This window comes from Dyadobacter sp. 32 (assembly GCF_902506755.1).
Classification (GTDB): Bacteria; Bacteroidota; Bacteroidia; order Cytophagales; family Spirosomataceae; genus Dyadobacter.
Genome location: NZ_LR735258.1, coordinates 6,900,046 through 6,919,000 on the forward strand (window position 1 = coordinate 6,900,046; position 18,955 = coordinate 6,919,000).

The 18,955-nt window shown below is 47.8% G+C and carries 19 protein-coding genes; all 19 read left to right on the forward strand.

Annotated elements, in window-relative coordinates; genetic code table 11:
• The first annotated feature begins 11 nt into the window (after positions 1-11).
• The 19 genes from DYADSP32_RS28165 to DYADSP32_RS28255 all read left to right on the forward strand — a co-directional run bounded on the left by DYADSP32_RS28165 (position 12) and on the right by DYADSP32_RS28255 (position 18,935).
• The gene (locus tag DYADSP32_RS28165; RefSeq protein WP_149239642.1) at positions 12-1,487 is read left to right on the forward strand and encodes a RagB/SusD family nutrient uptake outer membrane protein; all 1,476 of its coding nucleotides are present in this window, start codon (positions 12-14) and stop codon (positions 1,485-1,487) included.
• A 243-nt stretch (positions 1,488-1,730) separates the two neighbouring features.
• The gene (locus DYADSP32_RS28170; protein ID WP_149239641.1) at positions 1,731-2,123 is read left to right on the forward strand and encodes a transposase; all 393 of its coding nucleotides are present in this window, start codon (positions 1,731-1,733) and stop codon (positions 2,121-2,123) included.
• An 11-nt stretch (positions 2,124-2,134) separates the two neighbouring features.
• Positions 2,135-3,049 (forward strand): IS3 family transposase, encoded by a 915-nt coding sequence (locus tag DYADSP32_RS28175; RefSeq protein WP_149239640.1) that lies wholly within the window; start codon positions 2,135-2,137, stop codon positions 3,047-3,049.
• Between the two features lie 115 nt (positions 3,050-3,164).
• The gene (locus tag DYADSP32_RS28180) at positions 3,165-4,067 is read left to right on the forward strand and encodes a dihydrodipicolinate synthase family protein (RefSeq protein WP_149239639.1); all 903 of its coding nucleotides are present in this window, start codon (positions 3,165-3,167) and stop codon (positions 4,065-4,067) included.
• Between the two features lie 10 nt (positions 4,068-4,077).
• On the forward strand, positions 4,078-5,247 hold the full coding sequence (locus tag DYADSP32_RS28185; RefSeq protein WP_149239638.1) for a sialidase family protein: 1,170 nt from the start codon (positions 4,078-4,080) through the stop codon (positions 5,245-5,247).
• A gap of 43 nt (positions 5,248-5,290) precedes the next feature.
• Complete coding sequence (locus tag DYADSP32_RS28190) at positions 5,291-6,049, forward strand: SGNH/GDSL hydrolase family protein (RefSeq protein WP_414618123.1); 759 nt, start codon at positions 5,291-5,293, stop codon at positions 6,047-6,049.
• Positions 6,036-7,151 (forward strand): sialidase family protein, encoded by a 1,116-nt coding sequence (locus DYADSP32_RS28195; RefSeq protein WP_149239636.1) that lies wholly within the window; start codon positions 6,036-6,038, stop codon positions 7,149-7,151. The genes DYADSP32_RS28190 and DYADSP32_RS28195 overlap by 14 nt, the downstream gene beginning before the upstream one ends.
• A gap of 68 nt (positions 7,152-7,219) precedes the next feature.
• Positions 7,220-8,089, forward strand: coding sequence for a hypothetical protein (locus DYADSP32_RS28200; RefSeq protein WP_149239635.1), 870 nt, complete (start codon positions 7,220-7,222; stop codon positions 8,087-8,089).
• Between the two features lie 83 nt (positions 8,090-8,172).
• Positions 8,173-9,204 carry a cytochrome D1 domain-containing protein gene (locus DYADSP32_RS28205; protein WP_414618124.1) on the forward strand — a complete coding sequence of 344 codons (1,032 nt, stop codon included), beginning with the start codon at positions 8,173-8,175 and terminating at the stop codon, positions 9,202-9,204.
• Between the two features lie 15 nt (positions 9,205-9,219).
• Positions 9,220-10,323 carry a sialidase family protein gene (locus DYADSP32_RS28210; protein WP_149239633.1) on the forward strand — a complete coding sequence of 368 codons (1,104 nt, stop codon included), beginning with the start codon at positions 9,220-9,222 and terminating at the stop codon, positions 10,321-10,323.
• Positions 10,324-10,332: 9 nt separating this feature from the next.
• Positions 10,333-11,442, forward strand: a complete 1,110-nt coding sequence (locus tag DYADSP32_RS28215) for a sialidase family protein (protein WP_149239632.1) — start codon at positions 10,333-10,335, stop codon at positions 11,440-11,442.
• Positions 11,443-11,487: 45 nt separating this feature from the next.
• The gene (locus DYADSP32_RS28220; protein ID WP_149239631.1) at positions 11,488-12,609 is read left to right on the forward strand and encodes a sialidase family protein; all 1,122 of its coding nucleotides are present in this window, start codon (positions 11,488-11,490) and stop codon (positions 12,607-12,609) included.
• Positions 12,606-13,421 carry an SGNH/GDSL hydrolase family protein gene (locus DYADSP32_RS28225; protein ID WP_414618125.1) on the forward strand — a complete coding sequence of 272 codons (816 nt, stop codon included), beginning with the start codon at positions 12,606-12,608 and terminating at the stop codon, positions 13,419-13,421. The genes DYADSP32_RS28220 and DYADSP32_RS28225 overlap by 4 nt, the downstream gene beginning before the upstream one ends.
• Positions 13,422-13,586: 165 nt before the next feature.
• Positions 13,587-14,504, forward strand: coding sequence for a succinylglutamate desuccinylase/aspartoacylase family protein (locus tag DYADSP32_RS28230; RefSeq protein ID WP_414618126.1), 918 nt, complete (start codon positions 13,587-13,589; stop codon positions 14,502-14,504).
• A complete protein-coding gene (locus tag DYADSP32_RS28235) occupies positions 14,497-15,312 on the forward strand; it encodes an SDR family oxidoreductase (RefSeq protein WP_149239629.1) in 816 nt (271 codons plus the stop codon). The genes DYADSP32_RS28230 and DYADSP32_RS28235 overlap by 8 nt, the downstream gene beginning before the upstream one ends.
• On the forward strand, positions 15,309-16,394 hold the full coding sequence (locus DYADSP32_RS28240; protein ID WP_414618127.1) for a PLP-dependent lyase/thiolase: 1,086 nt from the start codon (positions 15,309-15,311) through the stop codon (positions 16,392-16,394). Before DYADSP32_RS28235 ends, DYADSP32_RS28240 begins: the two co-directional genes overlap by 4 nt.
• A 184-nt stretch (positions 16,395-16,578) precedes the next feature.
• Entirely contained in the window at positions 16,579-17,841 is a 1,263-nt protein-coding gene (locus DYADSP32_RS28245) for an MFS transporter (protein ID WP_149239628.1), read from the forward strand.
• 69 nt (positions 17,842-17,910) lie between these two features.
• The gene (locus DYADSP32_RS28250) at positions 17,911-18,555 is read left to right on the forward strand and encodes an RraA family protein (protein WP_149239627.1); all 645 of its coding nucleotides are present in this window, start codon (positions 17,911-17,913) and stop codon (positions 18,553-18,555) included.
• Positions 18,552-18,935 (forward strand): RidA family protein, encoded by a 384-nt coding sequence (locus DYADSP32_RS28255; protein ID WP_149239626.1) that lies wholly within the window; start codon positions 18,552-18,554, stop codon positions 18,933-18,935. The genes DYADSP32_RS28250 and DYADSP32_RS28255 overlap by 4 nt, the downstream gene beginning before the upstream one ends.
• The last annotated feature ends 20 nt before the right edge of the window (positions 18,936-18,955 follow it).

Genomic DNA, 18,955 nt, shown 5'->3' on the forward strand with positions numbered 1-18,955 from the left:
CATCAGAAATTATGAAAAAGACATATAGGATTCTATTTTTTGCTGCTGTGGCAAATCTGTTACTCAGCGCTTGTACCCAAAATCTTGAACTGCTGCCGACGAGCGTCATTGGGAATGCTTCCTTCTGGAAAACCGAAGACGATGCGAGAGGTGGTATGTATGGAATGTTTGTAAATCTCCGTACCCAGGCGAGCCGAAACCTCTTTCTCTGGGGTGAAGGCCGTAGTGAAACAGTGGGTGCAGGTGTACAGGGCCTCGATGGACGGGAGCGCTATTATCTCAACACGCTCGACGCTACAACGGCAGGGCCGGAGTGGCAGGGCATGTATACCATCGTGCATCAGGCCAACCTGCTTTTGAAGTATGTGCCGGGAATAACATTTACCACCGAAGCGTCCAGAAACGAAATTCTTGCGCAGGCCTATGCCATGCGGGCTTTCGTGTACTTTACAATGACCAAAACCTGGGGGGATCTGCCATTGGTGACCGAACCCACAGAGGGCTTCACTTCCGAGTCTATTCAGAAGGAAAGGACTTCCAGAGAAAATATTTTCAAGCAGATCAAGGATGATATCGATAAAGCCATGGCGTTGTTTCCGGGCAACAGCATCCCTGCGGGGCGCTACGTGTGGTCAAAACCCTCCCTCAATGCACTCAAAGCGGACGTATATTTATGGACAGGAAAGGTTCTGAACGGTGGAAATGCTGACTTTACAACTGCACTTGCTGCGCTAAATGAGGTAAAAACGGCGGATGTAACGCTTTTGGATAGTTATGCAAGTGTTTTTGATTATACCAATAAAGGCAACAAGGAAATTTTACTCTCGGTCCGGTTCCAGCAGAACGAGGTCACTGATAATGATTTTGCAAGTATGTATTTCTCCGCTGCTTTTGTTCCGAACGACATCGATGCAGCCACTTCGGCGGCGCTGGGCGTGGCGAACGGTAATAACTTCTGGGCACCTACCGGCGTGTTTCGGAACCAGTTTACGGCCGATGATACCCGAAAGAATGTGACTTTTACGGAAATCTATACCGCAGCATCGGGCACGCGGACATTCTACGGTGCCTTTCAGTCAAAATTCAAAGGTGGCATCAATGCGGGCCTCCGCTTATTTCTCAGTGATTACATTATTTACAGATACGCAGATGTATTGCTCATGATTGCCGAGGCGAAAAATGCCCTGGGCCAGGATCCTACGGCTGAAATTGTACAAGTGAGAACACGTGCTTATGGAGCCGCCGTGGCTGCTCATCCATTTGTCAACGGAACGAAGGCGGCCAACGATGAAGTGATTCTTAAGGAGCGTTTGCTGGAGTTGGGACTGGAAGGAAAACGCTGGTGGGATCTGGTGCGATTTGGTCAGGCTTTTGTAAAGGTACCGTCTCTTCAGTCCAGAGCCGACAAACCGTATTTGCTCTTATTCCCGATCTCTGCCAATACACTGAGTCTTGAAAACAAAGTGAAGCAGAATCCGGGGTATTGATTTTTTTGGTGAGATGTAAGATGTAAGATGTGAGATGTAAAATGTGAAATGTGAAATGTAAGATGGCTGAGTGAATTTTGAATGATGCCATGACCGCAATGCCCATCGGTATGTAAAGCACTAACCGTAAACCATTGAGACATTTAACAATTCCAACATTCATACATATCAATCCTATCAAATCCGTTAATCATTCCACATGTGATTGCCTAACATAGGTTGCCCTTAAACGGTAATTTTAACATGAGCAATTCGAAATTAAAAACTAAAAAAAGTACAAAACTGAATATTCGTCCATATCGTGTGTTTAGTGAAGAGTTCAAACGCGAAAAGGTAGCGCAAATTTCGGCTGGTGAGATCAGCATTCTGTCTTTTTCTAAATTGTGGTCAGTAAGCCAGAATACCGTATACAAATGGATTTATAAATATTCTCCTGATCACAAAAAGGGAACTATCATGGTTGTACAAAAAGATAGCGAAGCTGTTAAACTTGTTGAGTTGCAGGGTAAAATTGCTGAATTGGAACGTGCAATTGGTCAAAAACAAATGATTATCGATTATCAGGATAAGCTCATTGAGATCGCCTCTAAGGAACTGGATGTCGATCTAAAAAAAAGTTTCAATCCTGGACCTTAGAGCACTTTCGTATGAATTTAAGTAACCACATGTATTCGATGAGCGGCTTGTATACTCATTGCCAGATCAGTAAGCAAGGGCACTATAAGTCCTTGCAGCGAGAGATTCACTGGCAAAACCAGGAAGAGCTGGTAGTAGGGCTGATCATGCAGGTACGCGAGATTCACCCAGCTATGGGTATTCGAACTATCTATGAACTTTGTCAGCCCGAAGGTATTGGCAGAGATGCTTTCATCAGTATCGGCATTTACTATGGATTCAGGGTGAAAGTGTTTCGGAACAAAACCCGAACAACCTTTTCCAGTCCATACAGCCGTTACCAGAACCTGCTGGTAGATAAAGAGCTTGATAATATTAATCAACTGTGGACTAGCGATTTAACGTACTTTAAAGTCGACAATAAAGACTGTTATATTGTTTTAATCATGGATGTGTATTCCAGATTGATTGTCGGTTATTCTGTTGCAGATAACATGAGAGCTGCAAACAATGTCGCCGCTCTGAAAATGGCTCTGACTATAAGGGGTTTACACAGCTATGAGCACAAACTGATACACCACTCGGATCGGGGGGGACAATACATCAGCGACGTCTACACTGATCTACTGAAAGAGCACAAAATTCGTATCAGCATGTGCAACATTGTCTATGAAAACGCGCATATAGAACGGGTCAACGGAACCATCAAAAATCAGTATCTGATTCATTGGAATATTACAAGCTTTCAAATGCTAAAAACAGAAGTTAAACGAGCTGTTGAGACTTATAACAACCAAAAACCGCATTCAGCCCTAGACGGTGCTACACCGATCGCGTTTGAACAAAAAATCAAAGAACGTAAAGACTCTGAAAGGCCTAAACTCAAAATCTGGACTGCATCAGAATCTAAAAATCACAATCCAGATCAATGTATAATTCAATTTTAAACTTTATTCATAATTTTAAACTGAAGGCAACCTATACTAGGCAATCACAACATTTTACTGTTCACTTCTCACATTTCACTTTTTACCCATTTAACAATTTAAAACACAACATATAATGGAAATAGGAGGTCTATGGCCCGCATTGCTAACGCCTGTAGATCAGGACGGCGCCCCTGAATTTGGACAACTTGAAAAAATAGTACAGCTCTGTGTGGATCAGCAACTGGACGGCTTGTATATACTGGGATCAACAGGCCAGGGTGTGCTTTTTACAGAACAGCAAAGAGTTGCGGTCACCCAAAAAGTAATGGAAGTAGCAGGCACCAAGTTGCCCGTCATTGCTCAGGTGGGCTCGTTGAACACCAGGGAGTCGATCAGGCTTGCACAAGCTGCTCAGCAGGCCGGGGTTTATGGTATTTCCACCGTGGCACCCATTTACTATCAGGGAGGAGTAAATAATTCACTGGCACATTACCGCGCAATCAGTTCATCCATTGACATTCCGTTTTTTCCCTATCATGTAGGAAATCAGAGCATTTTTGGTGGCGATGCACGATATTATATCGATCAGATACTAACCTTGCCCAATATCAAAGGCATGAAACTTACCACCCAAAACCTGTATGAGATCAGTCTTATGCACATTCTGGCGGGTGATGACCTTATTCTTTTCAGCGGTGCCGACGAACTCTATTGCCACGCCACGCTGTGCGGCACGGTGGGCGCCATTGGTAGTTTCTTCAACTTGTGGGGAGAAGAATGCCGCTACGTTCGCAAGGAGTTTATTGCCGGTAATTTTGACCTGGGCAATCGCTTTATGCTGGCCTTTCAGGAGATCATCAATTTTGTGTTACCCAACGTCTGGACGTTTTTCCAGAAGGCAATGATACTTAAGCACGGTATCGATATAGGCATTCCCAATCCGCCACTGGGACTTGGTAATAACCCCTGGCAGGACAAGGATGTTCAGGAAATACTGGATCGCATGGCAGCGGTTACAGGCGTTATCAATCACTAATCTTTCTGCTATGTCATACAGGTCGAAATTCAGGAATTCTGTTTGGTTTATTTGTTTTTGGATTTGTGCCGGTACACTTGTGTCGGCACAAACTGCGCCGGTTTTTAATGAACAAAACGGACAGATCACCGCTTCGGGCGCATGGATCCCCAAAAACACCATTGAAATGAAAGGCCAGGTTTTAGGGCCTTTCGTGCGAAACAAGGAGGGACACATTGTGGCTATTGATGGCTCCAAAAGCCTGATCAGTAAAGACGAAGGGAAAACGTGGGATAAATACGAGCTATTCGATACGCCTGGCAAGTTCGACATCTCCGGTGAGCGTGCCATGATCACCACCCGCAGCGGAGTCATCATCTTCGCCTTTCTGAACCTGGCCGAAAGGGCCAACTGGAACTGGAATGCCGAAACCTCGGATTCGCCCGGAGCTACCTTGCCTACCTACACCATGCGCAGCCTGGATGGAGGTAAAACCTGGCAGGATATTCAAAAACGCCATAATGAGCATACAGGCGCCATCCGTACCATGATCGAAACCCGGAACGGAAACGTCATTTTTACGTCAATGATGATGCGGCACAATCCTGGTCATCACACCGTGCTCACGTACACCACCAGAGATGATGGCAGAACCTGGGAACGTTCCAATGTGATTGATCTCGGGGGAATAGGGCATCATAGCGGGGTAACCGAATCGACCATTGCTCAGTTGAACAACGGGCGCATCTGGCAGCTGATGCGTACCAATTGGGGAACTTTCTGGGAGGCTTTTTCCGATGATGAAGGCCTTTCCTGGAAGGAGATAAAACCCACCGGCATTGCAGCAAGCTCTGCCCCCGGACAATTGAAAAGGCTCGCTAGCGGAAAACTTGTATTGATCTGGAACCGGCGTTTCCCGGATGGGAAGGATACGTACCCGCTAAGAGGCGGCGACAACCAGTTTTCTGAGGTAGCCGCCAGCAACCACCGGGAGGAACTTTCCATTGCTTTTTCGGACAACGATGGCAAAACATGGAGTAAGCCAAAAGTCATTGCCAAGTCGTATTTGGTGCAGAATAAGGATACAACCAAGGCCTGGATTTCATATCCCTATATTTTTGAAGTGAAACCGGGAGAACTCTGGGTTACGACCATGCAAGGCGATTTGAGAATGAAGCTAATGGAAAAGGATTTTTATTGATAAAATGTAAGCTTCGATGTTCAGGTTTTCCAAACAATTTGTAATGATTTTCCTTTCGCTGGTAGTCGGTTTACTGCTGCAGGCACGCACTGATACCAGTGGCGCAGGCTATGAGCGGGAAATCCTAAGGGACAGTATACGGTTGAAGATCGTGACCTTCGGTAATTCCATTACTGCCGAGCGGAAAGGGATACAGCAGGTGTATGCCCAACGACTTCCTGCTCTGCTGGCGGAAAAGGGAATCAGCGCCCATGTGATCAATTCCGGTGTAGGGGGCAGTCATACGGGACGGTTTGCCGATCATCCGCTTTTTAAGATCAAACATGCCCTCGACCGGTTTGAAACGGATGTCCTGGCACACAAGCCCGACCTCGTAACATTCGGCTTCGGAACCAATGACGCTTACATTGATAGCAAGGTGAAGGACGGCCCCTCCCGAATTCCTCTGGATAAATTCAGGGACAATCTCACCTACATGATCAAGACCTTAAAGGCGCAGGGAAGTGAAATTATCCTGATCGTGCCCAATATCATGTCGGGGCAATCGGGCGGAATACAGAATGACAGGTTGTTGCTTTACCGAAAAGTATTGAAAAAGTTGTCGAGAAAGTACCATACCGGCTTTGTCGATAATTACATGGGATTTTTGGACTATCAGAAGAAAACGGGTGAACCCTATGAAACACTCATTCCGGATGGTGTGCATCCAAACGACAAGGGACATGAACTGATCGCTGCAAGTCTGGCCAAAGAAATCGAACGCGTTGTTAACAAAACCAGAAAAAAACATGAAGCACATTAAGATACTGTTTACCGTGTTTTTGGCCATTTTGGGACAGGGGTCCAGCTTATATGCGCAGTCGGCAGGATCTGAGCTTGTACTGAAACTGGAACCGCGCCCGGATAACCCAAGGAATAGTGAAGGGGATTTTGTGACCCTCAAAGATGGTCGGATTCTGTTTATTTACACGCGTTTTACAGGGGCCTCGCCGAGTGATTTTGCTGGTGCCTATCTCGTGGGTCGCTATTCTTCCGACGGAGGCAAAACCTGGACCAAGGAGGATCGCACGATTGTTCAGAATGATGCCGGCATGAACGTTATGTCTGTATCGCTGCTGAGGTTGAAAAACGGGACGATCGCGCTTTTTTATGCCCGCAAAAATTCAATTGACGATTGTATCCCCTTGATGCGGATTTCAAAGGATGAAGGGGAAACGTGGAGTGAACCTGTGACCTGTATTACCGACAAAAAGGGTTATTTTGTACTGAACAACAACAGAGTGATCCAGTTGAAAAATGGCCGGCTGCTGATGCCCGTTGCCTGGCATCAGACTCCCGCGGGCGTACATTTCAACGAACGGGGGAAGTTGTATGTCTATCGCTCCGATGATCAGGGAAAAAGCTGGACATCCAGCGCGGAAGTGGCTAATCCCGACGGCGTAGTCACCCAGGAGCCTGGACTGATCGCCTTGAAGAAAAACGTTCTGATGATGATCATCCGGACCAACGCCGGATTTCAATACCAGGCCTTTTCCAAAGACAACGGCGAAAGCTGGGGGCCGTGCGGTATCACCACCATTCAATCACCGGTATCACCGGCTACCATTGCCCGTATTCCATCGACCGGCGATCTGCTGATGGTTTGGAATAACAATGGATTGACCGGACCGCTGAAAGGACTCCGTACGCCTCTGAACATTGCCGTGTCCAAAGATGAGGGTAAGACCTGGCAGCATCAAAAAATTCTTGAGGATGACCCTTCGGGATGGTATTGTTACACAGCGATTCATTTTGTTGGGAAAAAGGAAGTTTTATTAAGCTATTGTGCGGGTAACCGTCCCAAGGGAACCGGCCTTTCGATCACCCATATCAGACGCCTTAACCTTGACTGGGTGTATCAATAAAGGTCAGGATGAGGTTTGCATACCATTTGAATTGATCAAACACTTTAACCCTTTCTGCATCCATATTCATGACAAAGATTAACCACGATTCGGCGGAAGATAAAAGTTCGCGCAGGAATTTCCTTCAGGCGGGCATATTGGCGGCTGTGGCTTCAGCGCCGTTTGTTTCTTCTGCGGAAACATTTGAACAGCACGGTTCCCCGGCAAAAACTCCTGCGTGCCTGGATTACGGAAAATCGTTTATTTGTAACACCGGTGATATGAACTCCGTAAGAATGTGGATCGAAAGCCGTACGGTCATCACGGATATTAAAACAGGCAAATCCATAACGTACTTCCAGGGGGGAGCCTGTAAAAGTGAAGACACATTTGCAGCCAAAAACCTTTTCTACAAAGACAACTACGACTTTACGCCCATTTTCGGAGACGGAAAAGTACTCGTTTTCCGCCGGCATGTAAATGAACGTAAGGGTTACAGAAGCATCAAAACCATGGCAAATATGTGGGGAGCTGATCCAATTATCCGCTTGCCGGCTGCTCAGGTAATTACGGAACTGGATACATGGGAGAAGATCAACAAGGCCACCCAATCAGGCGTCCCCATTGTAACACAAACTGAAATCAGAAACGAATCGACCGGACTGGCCGCAATGATCGAATGTCCATGTAAAACGATTAACATCAACAGGGCCAAAAAGCTTTACCAGACGGATACGGGCCCGGTTGTGCTTCCTGATTTAACTAAAAAATATGAGGAATGGATGGACTCCCTGCGATTGGCTTACATCGCGTTTAATGCGCCTGATTTTGCCGATTTCGTGGTGGAGGTGCCTACTCCTGTGATGGAAAGTGGCAAACAGGTCGCCAGTGTCTATCATTTTTCGGAGGTGATGAGTTTCACGGCCATGAACAAGCTTTTCGCCCTGGGCAAAGTATAAAACCAAAGAAAAAACGTAACCGACCTGATATGATTTTGCGGAAAATGACCGGTACCCCCCAACTTAGTAAATGCTGCTTTGGAATGATGATGCAGCTGCTGCTTTTTGCGTTCATTTTTTCGTCTGTATATGGTCAGAAAGCAAAACCCGTTTTGCTGGTTGCCAACAAGCATTCCAATACGCTGTCTTTTATCAATCCAAAGACCTTTAAAGTGATAGAGACCATTGGGACTGGTCCCAATCCGCATGAAATTGCGGTTACTCCCGATCAGCGTTTTGCTTATTTGAGTAGTTACAAAGCGCCCGGCAACACCATTTCGGTGATTGATCTGGTTAACAAAAAGCAGATAAAGGAAATCAACACAGGCCAGTATACCCGTATTCATGGCGTGGCCATGGCACCCGACGGACGAAATGCGTATTTCACAGCCGGACAAACGGGGTATGTGGTTGAGATAGATACCAAAACAAATGAAATAACGCGGGCCATTCCCACAGGGGGGAAGATATCGCACATGGTTTATGTTTCTGCGGATGGCAAAACGCTTTTTACAGCCAATATTACCTCTGAAAACATATCGGTCATTGACCGGGAAACGGGTAAGCTCATCACACAGATACCCTGTGGCCCCGGCTGCGAAGGCCTGGCATTCACCCCCGATGGCAAATACCTGTGGGCTGGAAACCAAACCGCCGGAACGATCACCATTGTTGATTTGGCGACCTATAAACCAATGGAAACTTTTGCATGCAATGGCATGCCGGTGCGCATCCGTTTCACCTCGGATGGCAAAAAAGCACTGGTGGCAGGCTGGGTCAAAGAAGGAACGCTTACGGTTATCGACGTGGCCAGCCGGAAAAAAATCAAACGAATCCGGGTGGGGGATTATGCCATCGGGGTGGAACTGACAGTCGACGAACGCTACGCTTTTGTGGGATGTGAAGATTCCGAAGAAGCCATGATCATGCCCGATGGTTCTGAAAGGCTCAAAGTAAAAACAGAGGATTCGGACGGTATCCATGTGGTGGACATGAAGACGCTGGAAGTGGTATCGGTTATTAAATCAGGACTAGGCCCGGATCCGATGGTCATGGCGTTTCCGCCTAAAAAGTAACAACCAGATTTTGTGATGAGAAATTTAAAAAAGAAAGGTGGCTTGCTGATAGGGCTGTTGTTAATAACCCTGGGGAGTTACGCGCAGATCCTATCGGGGAAGTACACCGTGCTGGACATCAGATCCGGAGAAAATAATCCCCGAAACAGCGAAGGCGATTTCATCACCCTGAAAGATGGGCGGATCATGTTTGTCTATTCCAAATACACCGGCTCATCCGGCAGTGATTTCGCCCCTGCCGATCTGGCCGCCCGGTACTCTTCCGACGGTGGGAAAACCTGGACACAGACCGATAAAATCCTGGTCAGAAATGAGGCGAAAATGAACATCATGTCCGTGTCACTGCTGAGGCTGGGCAAGGATAAGATTGCGCTATTCTATGCCCGGAAAAATGCGGTCGACGATTGTATCCCCATCATGCGTATCTCCACGGATGAGGGACAGACCTGGGGTGAGCCCAAAGTGTGTATTGATGATCAGAAGGGCTATTTCGTTGTGAACAACAGCCGGGTCAGACAGCTCAAAACCGGCAGAATACTGATTCCTGTTTCCATGCACAAAACACCCGATACGAAATGGAACAACCGAGGTACGCTACGGTGCTATTATTCCGATGACAAAGGCATAACCTGGAAATCGGGTAGTGCGGTTCCCAATCCCGACAGTGTGATCACGCAGGAACCTGGCGTCACGGAGCTCAAAGATGGAAGTATACTGATGAATATCCGGGCCAACGGGGGCTATCAGTATTATTCTTATTCGAAAGACCAGGGAGTTACCTGGACCGCAATCGTGCCTTCCAAAATTCCTTCACCCATCTCTCCGGCGTCCATGGCCCGGATACCATCCACCGGCGACCTGTTATTGGTTTGGAACAACAACGGAGCCAAGGGCGAAGGGTATTTTAAAGGAAAACGTACACCGCTGACATTGGCCATCTCCAAAGATGAAGGTCTTTCCTGGAAATACCTGAAAAATATCGAAGACGATCCGGAAGGAATGTTCTGCTACACGGCCATTCATTTTGTGAAGGATTATGTGCTGCTTGGATACGGAATGGGAGCGGGATTGGCGCAGTCACGTGTGGTTCGGATCAGGTTGAATGAGATTTATAAATAATCTAAGCTTATGAAAAATAAAAGCAGGGCATTTTTCTTTACACTAACCTTCGTTGCCGTCTTGTTTGGGGGGAATGTTTTTTCTCAAAACCATCCGGCGGGCAGCTATGCATTAAAACTGCCCAAAGGGGATAATAACCCGCGGAATAGCGAAGGGGATTTTGTCACACTAAAAGACGGTAGCATCCTGTTTGTGTACAGTCATTATACCGGAACTTCATCAGACGATCACGGAAATGCCTTTCTGGCAGGCCGGTATTCCAGATACGGTGGAAAAACCTGGTCTGCGGAGGACAAAATGATCGTGGCACAGGAAGGCAATATGAATGTAATGTCTGTTTCGCTGTTAAGGCTCAAAAATGGCAAAATTGCTTTGTTTTATCTCAAAAAGAACTCGCATACGGATTGTATTCCGTATATGCGTACCTCTTCCGATGAAGGTAAAACATGGAGTGAACCAACGCGTTGCATCACCGATCGGAACAACTATTTTGTCCTGAATAATAATCGGGTGATCCAGTTGAAAAACGGCCGTCTGCTCATGCCGGTTGCTTTGCACAACACCAGGGAAGGCGGGGCATTCGAAAACCAGGGAATTATCTACTGCTACTTTTCCGACGATAGTGGAAAAACCTGGACTTCGTCAGCCGAAATTCCCAACAACACGAAAATCATCACCCAGGAGCCTGGTGTGATTGCGTTGAAAGACGGCCGCGTGATGATGTTTATCCGTAGCAACAGCGGCGTGCAGCAGTTATCGTTTTCCAAAGATCAAGGCAAATCGTGGAGTCCGATTGAGCCAAGCAAGATAGCCTCTCCGCTTTCACCGGCTTCCATCGCACGCATTCCATCCACAGGTGACCTGCTACTCGTTTGGAACAACAACGACGGAAAAGATCCTAAAACAAAAGAGCGCAGAACACCGCTGACCACCGCCATTTCGAAAGACGAAGGCAAGACCTGGCAGAACTTGAAGAATATTGAAGACAATCCTTCCGGCTCATTTTGCTACACAGCTATTCATTTTACAAAAAACGAAGTGCTCCTCGGTTATTTCGACTGGGCTACCACACAAGTTACCATCAAACGCCTGGATCTGAACTGGCTTGCAGGTAAATAAAACCGACTATTCCTAAACTCCTGATCATATTTTTCCTGTAACCTTATGAAAAAAACACCTTCTCCGCTAAGGAAATATGCTGTTTTACTGCTGATTATTTCAGGTTTATGCAGTACGAGCGCATTTTCGCAAAAGAACAAAAGACAAGCCCTGGCACTTCAACTGGCCCCGGGTGAAGACAATCCCCGCAATAGTGAAGGCGATTTTATCACCTTAAAAGACGGTCGTATTCTGTTTGTTTACAGCCGCTATACGGGCAAGTCTACCAGCGATCATGCACCGGCATACCTGGCAAGCAGAGTGTCGGCCGATGGAGGGAAAACCTGGTCTGCCGACGATCAACTGGTGGTGGAGCGGGAAGGAGATATGAACGTCATGTCGGTATCACTTTTGAGACTCCAAAACGGCAAAATCGCATTGTTTTATCTCAAAAAAAACTCGGAGACCGACTGTATTCCTTTGATGCGGATATCTTCCGATGAAGCAAAAACTTGGAGCGCACCCATACCCTGTATCACGGACCGGAAGGGATATTTTGTACTGAACAACAACCGGGTGATCCAGTTGAAAGACGGGAGAATTATGATGGCTGTGGCCATGCACCGGTCTCTGGATGGGAAATGGCAGGCTAAGGCCACCCTGTACAGCTACTTTTCCGATGACAACGGCGCGTCATGGAAGTCGGGAGCAGCGGTGCCCAATACCAAAGATATCGTTACGCAGGAACCCGGCCTCATTGAACTTAAGGATGGCAGGATTCTGATGTTTATCCGTACCGATAGCGGGTTTCAGCAACTGTCCTATTCAAGTGACAAGGGACTTACATGGAGTCATATCGAACCCAGCGACATTCATTCTCCTGTTTCTCCGGCATCCATGGCAAGAATCCCTTCGACCGGCGATTTGCTGTTGGTTTGGAACAACAATAAGGTGAAGGAAGCAGCCTGGCACGGGGGCGTACGCACGCCGTTAACCGTTGCCATATCCAAGGACGAAGGCAAAACCTGGCTCCATATCAAAAATATCGAAAGTGATCCCAAAGGATGGTATTGCTATACGGCGATCCATTTCACCAAAAAAGAAGTGCTGCTTGGATATTGTGCGGGCACTACCCAATTGGCACAGGTCAACATCACGCGTCTGAATCAGAAATGGCTTTACAAATGATGGAAAATCTCCTGCCGTCGAGGCGAAAATTTCTGAAAGCAACAGGCCTCGGTGCCCTGCTTACCGGTATAGTGAACCAGGGTGTTTTTGGGGGTTCGGGAACTAAGGTAAAGTCTGAGGATGCCACTAAGGATCTTGAGAAAATAGCAACCTTGCTCAACGCGAAAGATAAGCCGGCGATCTGGCTTTTTACTGGAGACAGTATTACACACGGAGCAAAGCATACCAAAGGGTATCGATCTTATCCTGAGGTGTTTGGCGAGCGGATTCGCTGGGAAATGCAGCGAATGAGGGATGTGGTGATCAATACCGGCATCAGCGGAAACACAACGGCCAATATTTTAGACGATTTTGAATGGCGGGTCAGCCAGTTCAGACCCGCGGTTGTCTCGCTGATGTTAGGAACCAATGACTGTATCAGAAAAGGAATAACACTGGAAGTTTTTGAAAAAAATCTGGACATGATCATCACAAAAATCAGAGCTTCCGGCGCCATTCCCATCCTTCATACGCCCAATATCGTCATTCCCGAAAAAGCCCCGGACCGTGGGGCCACATTGCCCTTGTACGTACCGGTAATCCGGAAGGTTGCAGGGAACAGAAATGCAATATTGGTCGACAATTACCAGCACTGGGAGGATACTATGAAAAATGATACCTCTGTGAATGTGTACCGGCAATGGCTCAATGATCCGCTCCATCCGGGTGAAAAAGGGCATCAGGAAATCGCTCGTTTGCTTTTTAAGAAACTATCGATTTTTGACCCAAAAGAACCTACCTGCGGGGGGGCATATTATGAAGGGGAGCACTGAGTGGAGCTTTGGGCTGCGTTGAATTTCTGACGGGGTTAATGGTTAACGGCTTAACGGGATGGAAACATGGGTTCAGAGATTCGTCTTTATTGCCAGATTGTTATAGGGGTCAAAATTGTTAAAGGGTTTAAGCAGATTGGATAGAGATTCATTTCAATGGTCAGTATGAATTACAAACAAATAGATTCCGGCGTTGAGGGGCCTTTGGTATTGGTGTCGGCGGGGGTGCATGGGGATGAGTATGAGCCCATGCTGGCGGCACTGGCATTGCTGGAAGCGTTGCCGGGGAAGCTGGTCAAGGGCAGGGTGTGGATTGTGACTGTGGTGAATGAGAGTGCCTATGAACGGGCAAGGCGCTATGGCTCCGATGGCCTGGACCTGGCCCGCATCTGCCCGGGTGAGGTCAACGGTAGTGCCTCACAAGTGGCTGCGGCGAGGATCAGCGAACTGATTCCCCAGGCGGATTATTTTGTGGATATGCATACGGGTGGGGTGATGTACGATATCGCACCGCTGGCTGGGTACATGTTGCATCCATCGGAAGATGTGCTGGAGAAGCAACGGAAAATGGCATTGGCTTTTAATTTACCCATCGTTTGGGGAACGGAACACCGGCCGGAGGGACGTACGCTTTCAATAGCACGGGATGCAGGAGTACCCGCGATTTACCTCGAATACGGGGGCGGTACTGGTGTTCGTACGCAGGTGGCAGAAGCATATAAACATGGTTTTATCAATATGTTGAAAAGCCTGGGTATGGTGGATGGGCCGGTTTTGGAACAGTCTGCCGCTGAGCGGTTTTGGGTGGAAGACAGCCGGCCCGACAGCGGTTTTCTTCAGGGTAAGATGCCTTCGCCGGCAGACGGGATTTTTGTGGCCGAGGTTACACTGGGAGAACAAGTTCGAGCGGGCCAGCGCTGGGGAAAGATAATAAACCCGCTTACGGGTGATTCGGTTGAGGTGGTAGCGGATATTTCTGGTATAGCATTTTTACAGAGAGTGCTGGTGAAGGTAAACAAGGGAGATGCTTTGGGCGGCATTCTGCCTATTGAAAAACCTGGAAAAATAGAGATTTATGGATGATCCAAAAGTAGTAGTCATTACGGGAGCTGCCGGGGGCATCGGGCGGGCAACGGCGAAAATATTTGCCCGCGGGGGTTTTCGGCTTGCACTTTGCGATGTGGAAGAAAAGGGGCTTATCTCCCTGGCAGTGGAGCTTGAAAACCAATATGATGCAGGTTGTATTTTATTACCTGGTGACCTCTCTGATGAAAATTATCTCAAAATTATTATTGACAAAACCATCGCGAAATGGGGTCGGGTGGACGTTCTGGTGAATAATGCCGCCTGGCGTACGATCGAAAGTTTGCGGACGATGGACATGCGTATTTGGGAAAAAACACTGAAAATATGCCTGACGGCACCGGCGTTCCTTACCAAGTGGGCTGCGGAAGTGATGGAGCGCATGCAAACCGGCGGGGTCATCATCAATATCACCAGTATGATGTCCGAACGCCCTTCTGGCACTGGTTCGGCCTATATTGCTGCGAAGGGAGCCTTGGAAAGTCTTATCAAAGAAACTGCAATCACCTACGGTCGTAGCGGAATCCGGGTGGTAGGTGTGTCACCGGGCTTTATTGATACGGAAATGAGCAATGACTATGTGGATCCGGATGGGGAAAATATCAGTGCAAAACTCATCGCAGAAGTTACTGATTCTATTCCGCTTGCGCGCGGCGGAAAGCCTGAAGAAGTAGCGCAGGCGATCTGGTGGTTAAGTTCGGAATCGGCGTCCTACATTACCGGAACTACACTGCTGGTTGATGGTGGTTTTAAGCCAAATTTTAGTAAGTATTCTATCAAAAAAAAACAATTCCCCGACGAGTTTTGAAAACGATCTGGCAGTACGATTCTATTTTACCGGACATTCCGGAACAGTACCGAATGCTCCTGGGAGAGGGGCAGACGCCTTTGGTTCGGTCGCGGTCTATTGGCCATGCGCTGGGTATTCCCAATCTGTATTTTAAGCTCGAAAACCTGAACCCGACGGGTTCGTACAAGGATCGTTTCGCATCAGTGCTGGTGAGTGAAATGCGTGCTAAGGGGAAAAACGTTTGCATCGCCACCTCGAGCGGAAATACCGGAGCCGCTTTATCCGCCTACTGTGCCGCTGCCGGAATTGCCTGCATTCTGGTTGTGGTGGATGGAGCACCTTTGCCTAAAATAAAACAGATGCAACTGTATGGAGCTCATATCCTGATGGTTAAAGATTTTGGTAAAAATGCGGAGACAACAATGCGGATTTTTGATGACCTGGAAACGATATGTTCGGCCAGGGAACTGCCTTTACCCATTAGCGCCTATCGCTATTGCCCGTCGGCCATGGACGGGGTGCAGACGATCGTGTATGAAATAGCAGAAGAACTCGGGCCGAAGGTGCATCATATTTTTTCACCCGCGGGTGGGGGTGGACTTACCCTGGCCGTGACGAAAGGGGCTTCCGCTGTACTGCCTGGCACCAAAGTGAACTGTGTACAACCCGAGGGAAATGACACCATCGCTTCGCCGCTCAGAAACGGGGCTTTGGTAGCAAAATCTGTCAGGGCATCGGTGACCACGGTAAGCGGCCTGCAGGTGGCCAGTGTTATTGACGGAGATCAGGTGATCGAAAATTGCCGCCAATCGGGCGGTAACGGATATGTGGTGAGCGATGAGGATGTGTTCAGATGGCAAAAAATAATGGCGCAGAAGGAAGGCATATTTTGCGAGCCAGCCGGTGCTGTGGCCCTGGCCGGACTGGAAAATGCCGTTAAACGAAAAGAGGTAGCAGCTCATGAGACTGTGGTCTGCCTGGTTACCGGCAGTGGCTTCAAGGATATGGGTGCCGTGGAGCGGAATTTTGGCTTACCTGAGGTAGGGGTTGTGGAGCGGGAAGAGGGATTTAGTCAAATTTTTGAATTTTTGAATTTTTGAATTGATGAGTTGTTGAATTGCTGAATTGATGAGTTGCGGACCGCCCGGCGGTTGAATTGCTGCGATTAAGTGATTTTGAATGCTGTTAATCAGCAATATAATAATCAATATAACAACACAACAACCAACCATTTCAGCCACGTAAATGGCATTATCAAAGTAAAATTAGTTAAACCAATAGACCATGAGTGAAACAGCAGTACCGGTCATTTCGAAAAAGAGCATTTACCCCTGGGTGATTGTGGCGCTGCTGTGTGTGGTGGGCTGCCTCAATTACCTGGATCGTATGATGATCACCACCATGCGGGGATCAATTCTGGAGGAAATCCCGATGACCGATGCGCAGTTTGGTTTGCTTACCTCCCTTTTTCTCTGGATCTATGGTCTACTGAGTCCCTTGGCGGGTTTTCTGGCCGATCGTTACAATCGAAGCCGGGTGATTATCGGGAGCCTCTTTGTGTGGTCGGTGGTGACATGGCTTACGGCACACGCGACCACTTTCGAAGAACTGCTGCTCACCCGTGCCCTCATGGGTATCAGCGAGGCCTGCTACATTCCGGCTGCCCTGGCTCTGATCGTAGACTACCACAGAGGCAATACCCGGTCGCTGGCCGTCGGCATCCATATGGGTGGCATCATGATTGGTCAGAGCCTTGGGTTTATCGGAGGCTGGCTGGCCGAAAACCGTACCTGGAATTTTGCATTCATCATATTCGGGATGATTGGCATGGTGTATTCGCTGGTGTTGTTGTTTTCTCTCCGCGACCGCAAGGAGGCACCCCAGCTGGTTGTGGAAAATTCCGTGGCGGTTCCCCATATTGGTTTCAAAAATGCCATCCGGGAAATTTTGGGTAACAAAACATACCTTTTGGCACTTACCTTCTGGGCCATGGGTAGCATCGTAAGCTGGATGGTGGTGGGTTGGCTGCCTACTTACTATAAAGAACATTTCAACCTTTCCCAAAGTGTGGCCGGGCTGTATGCCACGGGTTATTTTCATACGGCTTCATTGGTAGGTGTGCTTACGGGCGGTTACCTGGCCGACAGGTGGAGCAGGACCTATCCGAGAGCCAGAATCATGGTGCCTGTTATCGGACTGATCCTAGCGGCTCCCGGCATATTTATCGCAAGCAGCACGACGATTTTGTCCGTTGCCATCGGCTGTTTTATGGTTTATGCATTTACGAGAACCTTTCTGGATGCCAACATGATGCCCATTTTGTGTATGATCATCAGTCCGAAATATCTGGCAACTGGCTACGGTTTTTTAAATCTGGTGGCTTGCATTGTCGGCGGGATCGGACTTTATGCAGGAGGCGTTTTGCGTGATGCCCATGTTGATCTGGATGTCATGTTCCGGGTGGCAGCGTTTTCCTTGCTGATCTGTGCAGGATTGTTATACATGGTCCGGCCAAAGCAACCAGCTGAATTGCAGGAAGAGGGGTGATGGTACCCATTTTTTGAACAATAATTTTTTAATCAATCGTAGCCGGGAGGCAAGCGTTCATATCCTAAAATGAATTTACAAGAACTGAAAGACCAGCTTTACGTTGCCGTGATCTCCGATGTACTGGATCAGCTGGGGTACAAAAACCAGGCAACCCGAATCACATTTCATGCCTACACAGGCATCAGCAAATTGATCGGAAGGTGTAAAACCACTCTTTGGGCAGACATGTATGATGTAGACACGAATCCCTACGAGCTGGAACTGAAAGCCGTAGATTCCTGCCAGCCCGGGGATATCCTCATAGGGGCCGCAGGCGGCTCCAACCGCTCGGGCATCTGGGGGGAATTGTTGTCTACCGCTGCTCGCAACAGTGGTTGCGAAGGTGTCATCGTGCATGGTGCCGTGCGGGATATTGATAAAATGAAAGAAATGGGTTTCCCTGTTTTTGCCACATCAAAAAATCCTTACGATAGTCAGAACCGCCAACGTGTTATTGACCTGGACGTTACGGTTGAGATTGACGGAGTGAAATTCTGTCCCGGTGATATTGTCATGGCCGATGAGGACGGAATCGTAGTAATACCTAGAGAGGTGGAAGAGGAGGTGATTAAAGCAGCACTTCAGAAAGTGTCTGCCGAAAACATTACCAGGGATGCAATAAAGGGGGGAATGAAAGCAATGGATGCATATTTAAAATTTGGCGTATTATGAGTAAAAAAACAGTAGTATCAGGGGCTGGCATACCCAAGAGTCATTTGCCATTTTCAGCCGGGATCATTTCGGGAGATTATCTTTTTGTGTCAGGACAAGCCTCGGTTGACGACACTGGGGCCATTGTCAACGATACCTTTGAAGGAGAATGCCGGCGGTCGTTCGATAATCTGAAAAGGATTGTGGAAGCTGCCGGAGCGAGCCTGGACGATGCCGTCCAGGTAAGAAATTACGTGGGCAAGCAGGAATATCTGGCCGAGTTCAACGCCATTTACCGCGAATATTTCAAAGAGCCTTTCCCAGCCAGAACCACCCTGATCGGCTGCCTCGGCGATTTGTTGAAGTTTGAAGTGGATGTAGTTTGTAATTTAGCAAAATAGCAATTAGCTCATAGCGATTA

Bases quoted from the DNA above. Each gene is read 5' to 3' on its own strand.
- DYADSP32_RS28165 (WP_149239642.1), top strand. From the start codon at position 12: ATGAAAAAGACATATAGGATTCTATTTTTTGCTGCTGTGGCAAATCTG.
- DYADSP32_RS28170 (WP_149239641.1), top strand. From the start codon at position 1,731: ATGAGCAATTCGAAATTAAAAACTAAAAAAAGTACAAAACTGAATATT.
- DYADSP32_RS28175 (WP_149239640.1), top strand. From the start codon at position 2,135: ATGAATTTAAGTAACCACATGTATTCGATGAGCGGCTTGTATACTCAT.
- DYADSP32_RS28180 (WP_149239639.1), top strand. From the start codon at position 3,165: ATGGAAATAGGAGGTCTATGGCCCGCATTGCTAACGCCTGTAGATCAG.
- DYADSP32_RS28185 (WP_149239638.1), top strand. From the start codon at position 4,078: ATGTCATACAGGTCGAAATTCAGGAATTCTGTTTGGTTTATTTGTTTT.
- DYADSP32_RS28190 (WP_414618123.1), top strand. From the start codon at position 5,291: ATGATTTTCCTTTCGCTGGTAGTCGGTTTACTGCTGCAGGCACGCACT.
- DYADSP32_RS28195 (WP_149239636.1), top strand. From the start codon at position 6,036: ATGAAGCACATTAAGATACTGTTTACCGTGTTTTTGGCCATTTTGGGA.
- DYADSP32_RS28200 (WP_149239635.1), top strand. From the start codon at position 7,220: ATGACAAAGATTAACCACGATTCGGCGGAAGATAAAAGTTCGCGCAGG.
- DYADSP32_RS28205 (WP_414618124.1), top strand. From the start codon at position 8,173: ATGATGATGCAGCTGCTGCTTTTTGCGTTCATTTTTTCGTCTGTATAT.
- DYADSP32_RS28210 (WP_149239633.1), top strand. From the start codon at position 9,220: ATGAGAAATTTAAAAAAGAAAGGTGGCTTGCTGATAGGGCTGTTGTTA.
- DYADSP32_RS28215 (WP_149239632.1), top strand. From the start codon at position 10,333: ATGAAAAATAAAAGCAGGGCATTTTTCTTTACACTAACCTTCGTTGCC.
- DYADSP32_RS28220 (WP_149239631.1), top strand. From the start codon at position 11,488: ATGAAAAAAACACCTTCTCCGCTAAGGAAATATGCTGTTTTACTGCTG.
- DYADSP32_RS28225 (WP_414618125.1), top strand. From the start codon at position 12,606: ATGATGGAAAATCTCCTGCCGTCGAGGCGAAAATTTCTGAAAGCAACA.
- DYADSP32_RS28230 (WP_414618126.1), top strand. From the start codon at position 13,587: ATGAATTACAAACAAATAGATTCCGGCGTTGAGGGGCCTTTGGTATTG.
- DYADSP32_RS28235 (WP_149239629.1), top strand. From the start codon at position 14,497: ATGGATGATCCAAAAGTAGTAGTCATTACGGGAGCTGCCGGGGGCATC.
- DYADSP32_RS28245 (WP_149239628.1), top strand. From the start codon at position 16,579: ATGAGTGAAACAGCAGTACCGGTCATTTCGAAAAAGAGCATTTACCCC.
- DYADSP32_RS28250 (WP_149239627.1), top strand. From the start codon at position 17,911: ATGAATTTACAAGAACTGAAAGACCAGCTTTACGTTGCCGTGATCTCC.
- DYADSP32_RS28255 (WP_149239626.1), top strand. From the start codon at position 18,552: ATGAGTAAAAAAACAGTAGTATCAGGGGCTGGCATACCCAAGAGTCAT.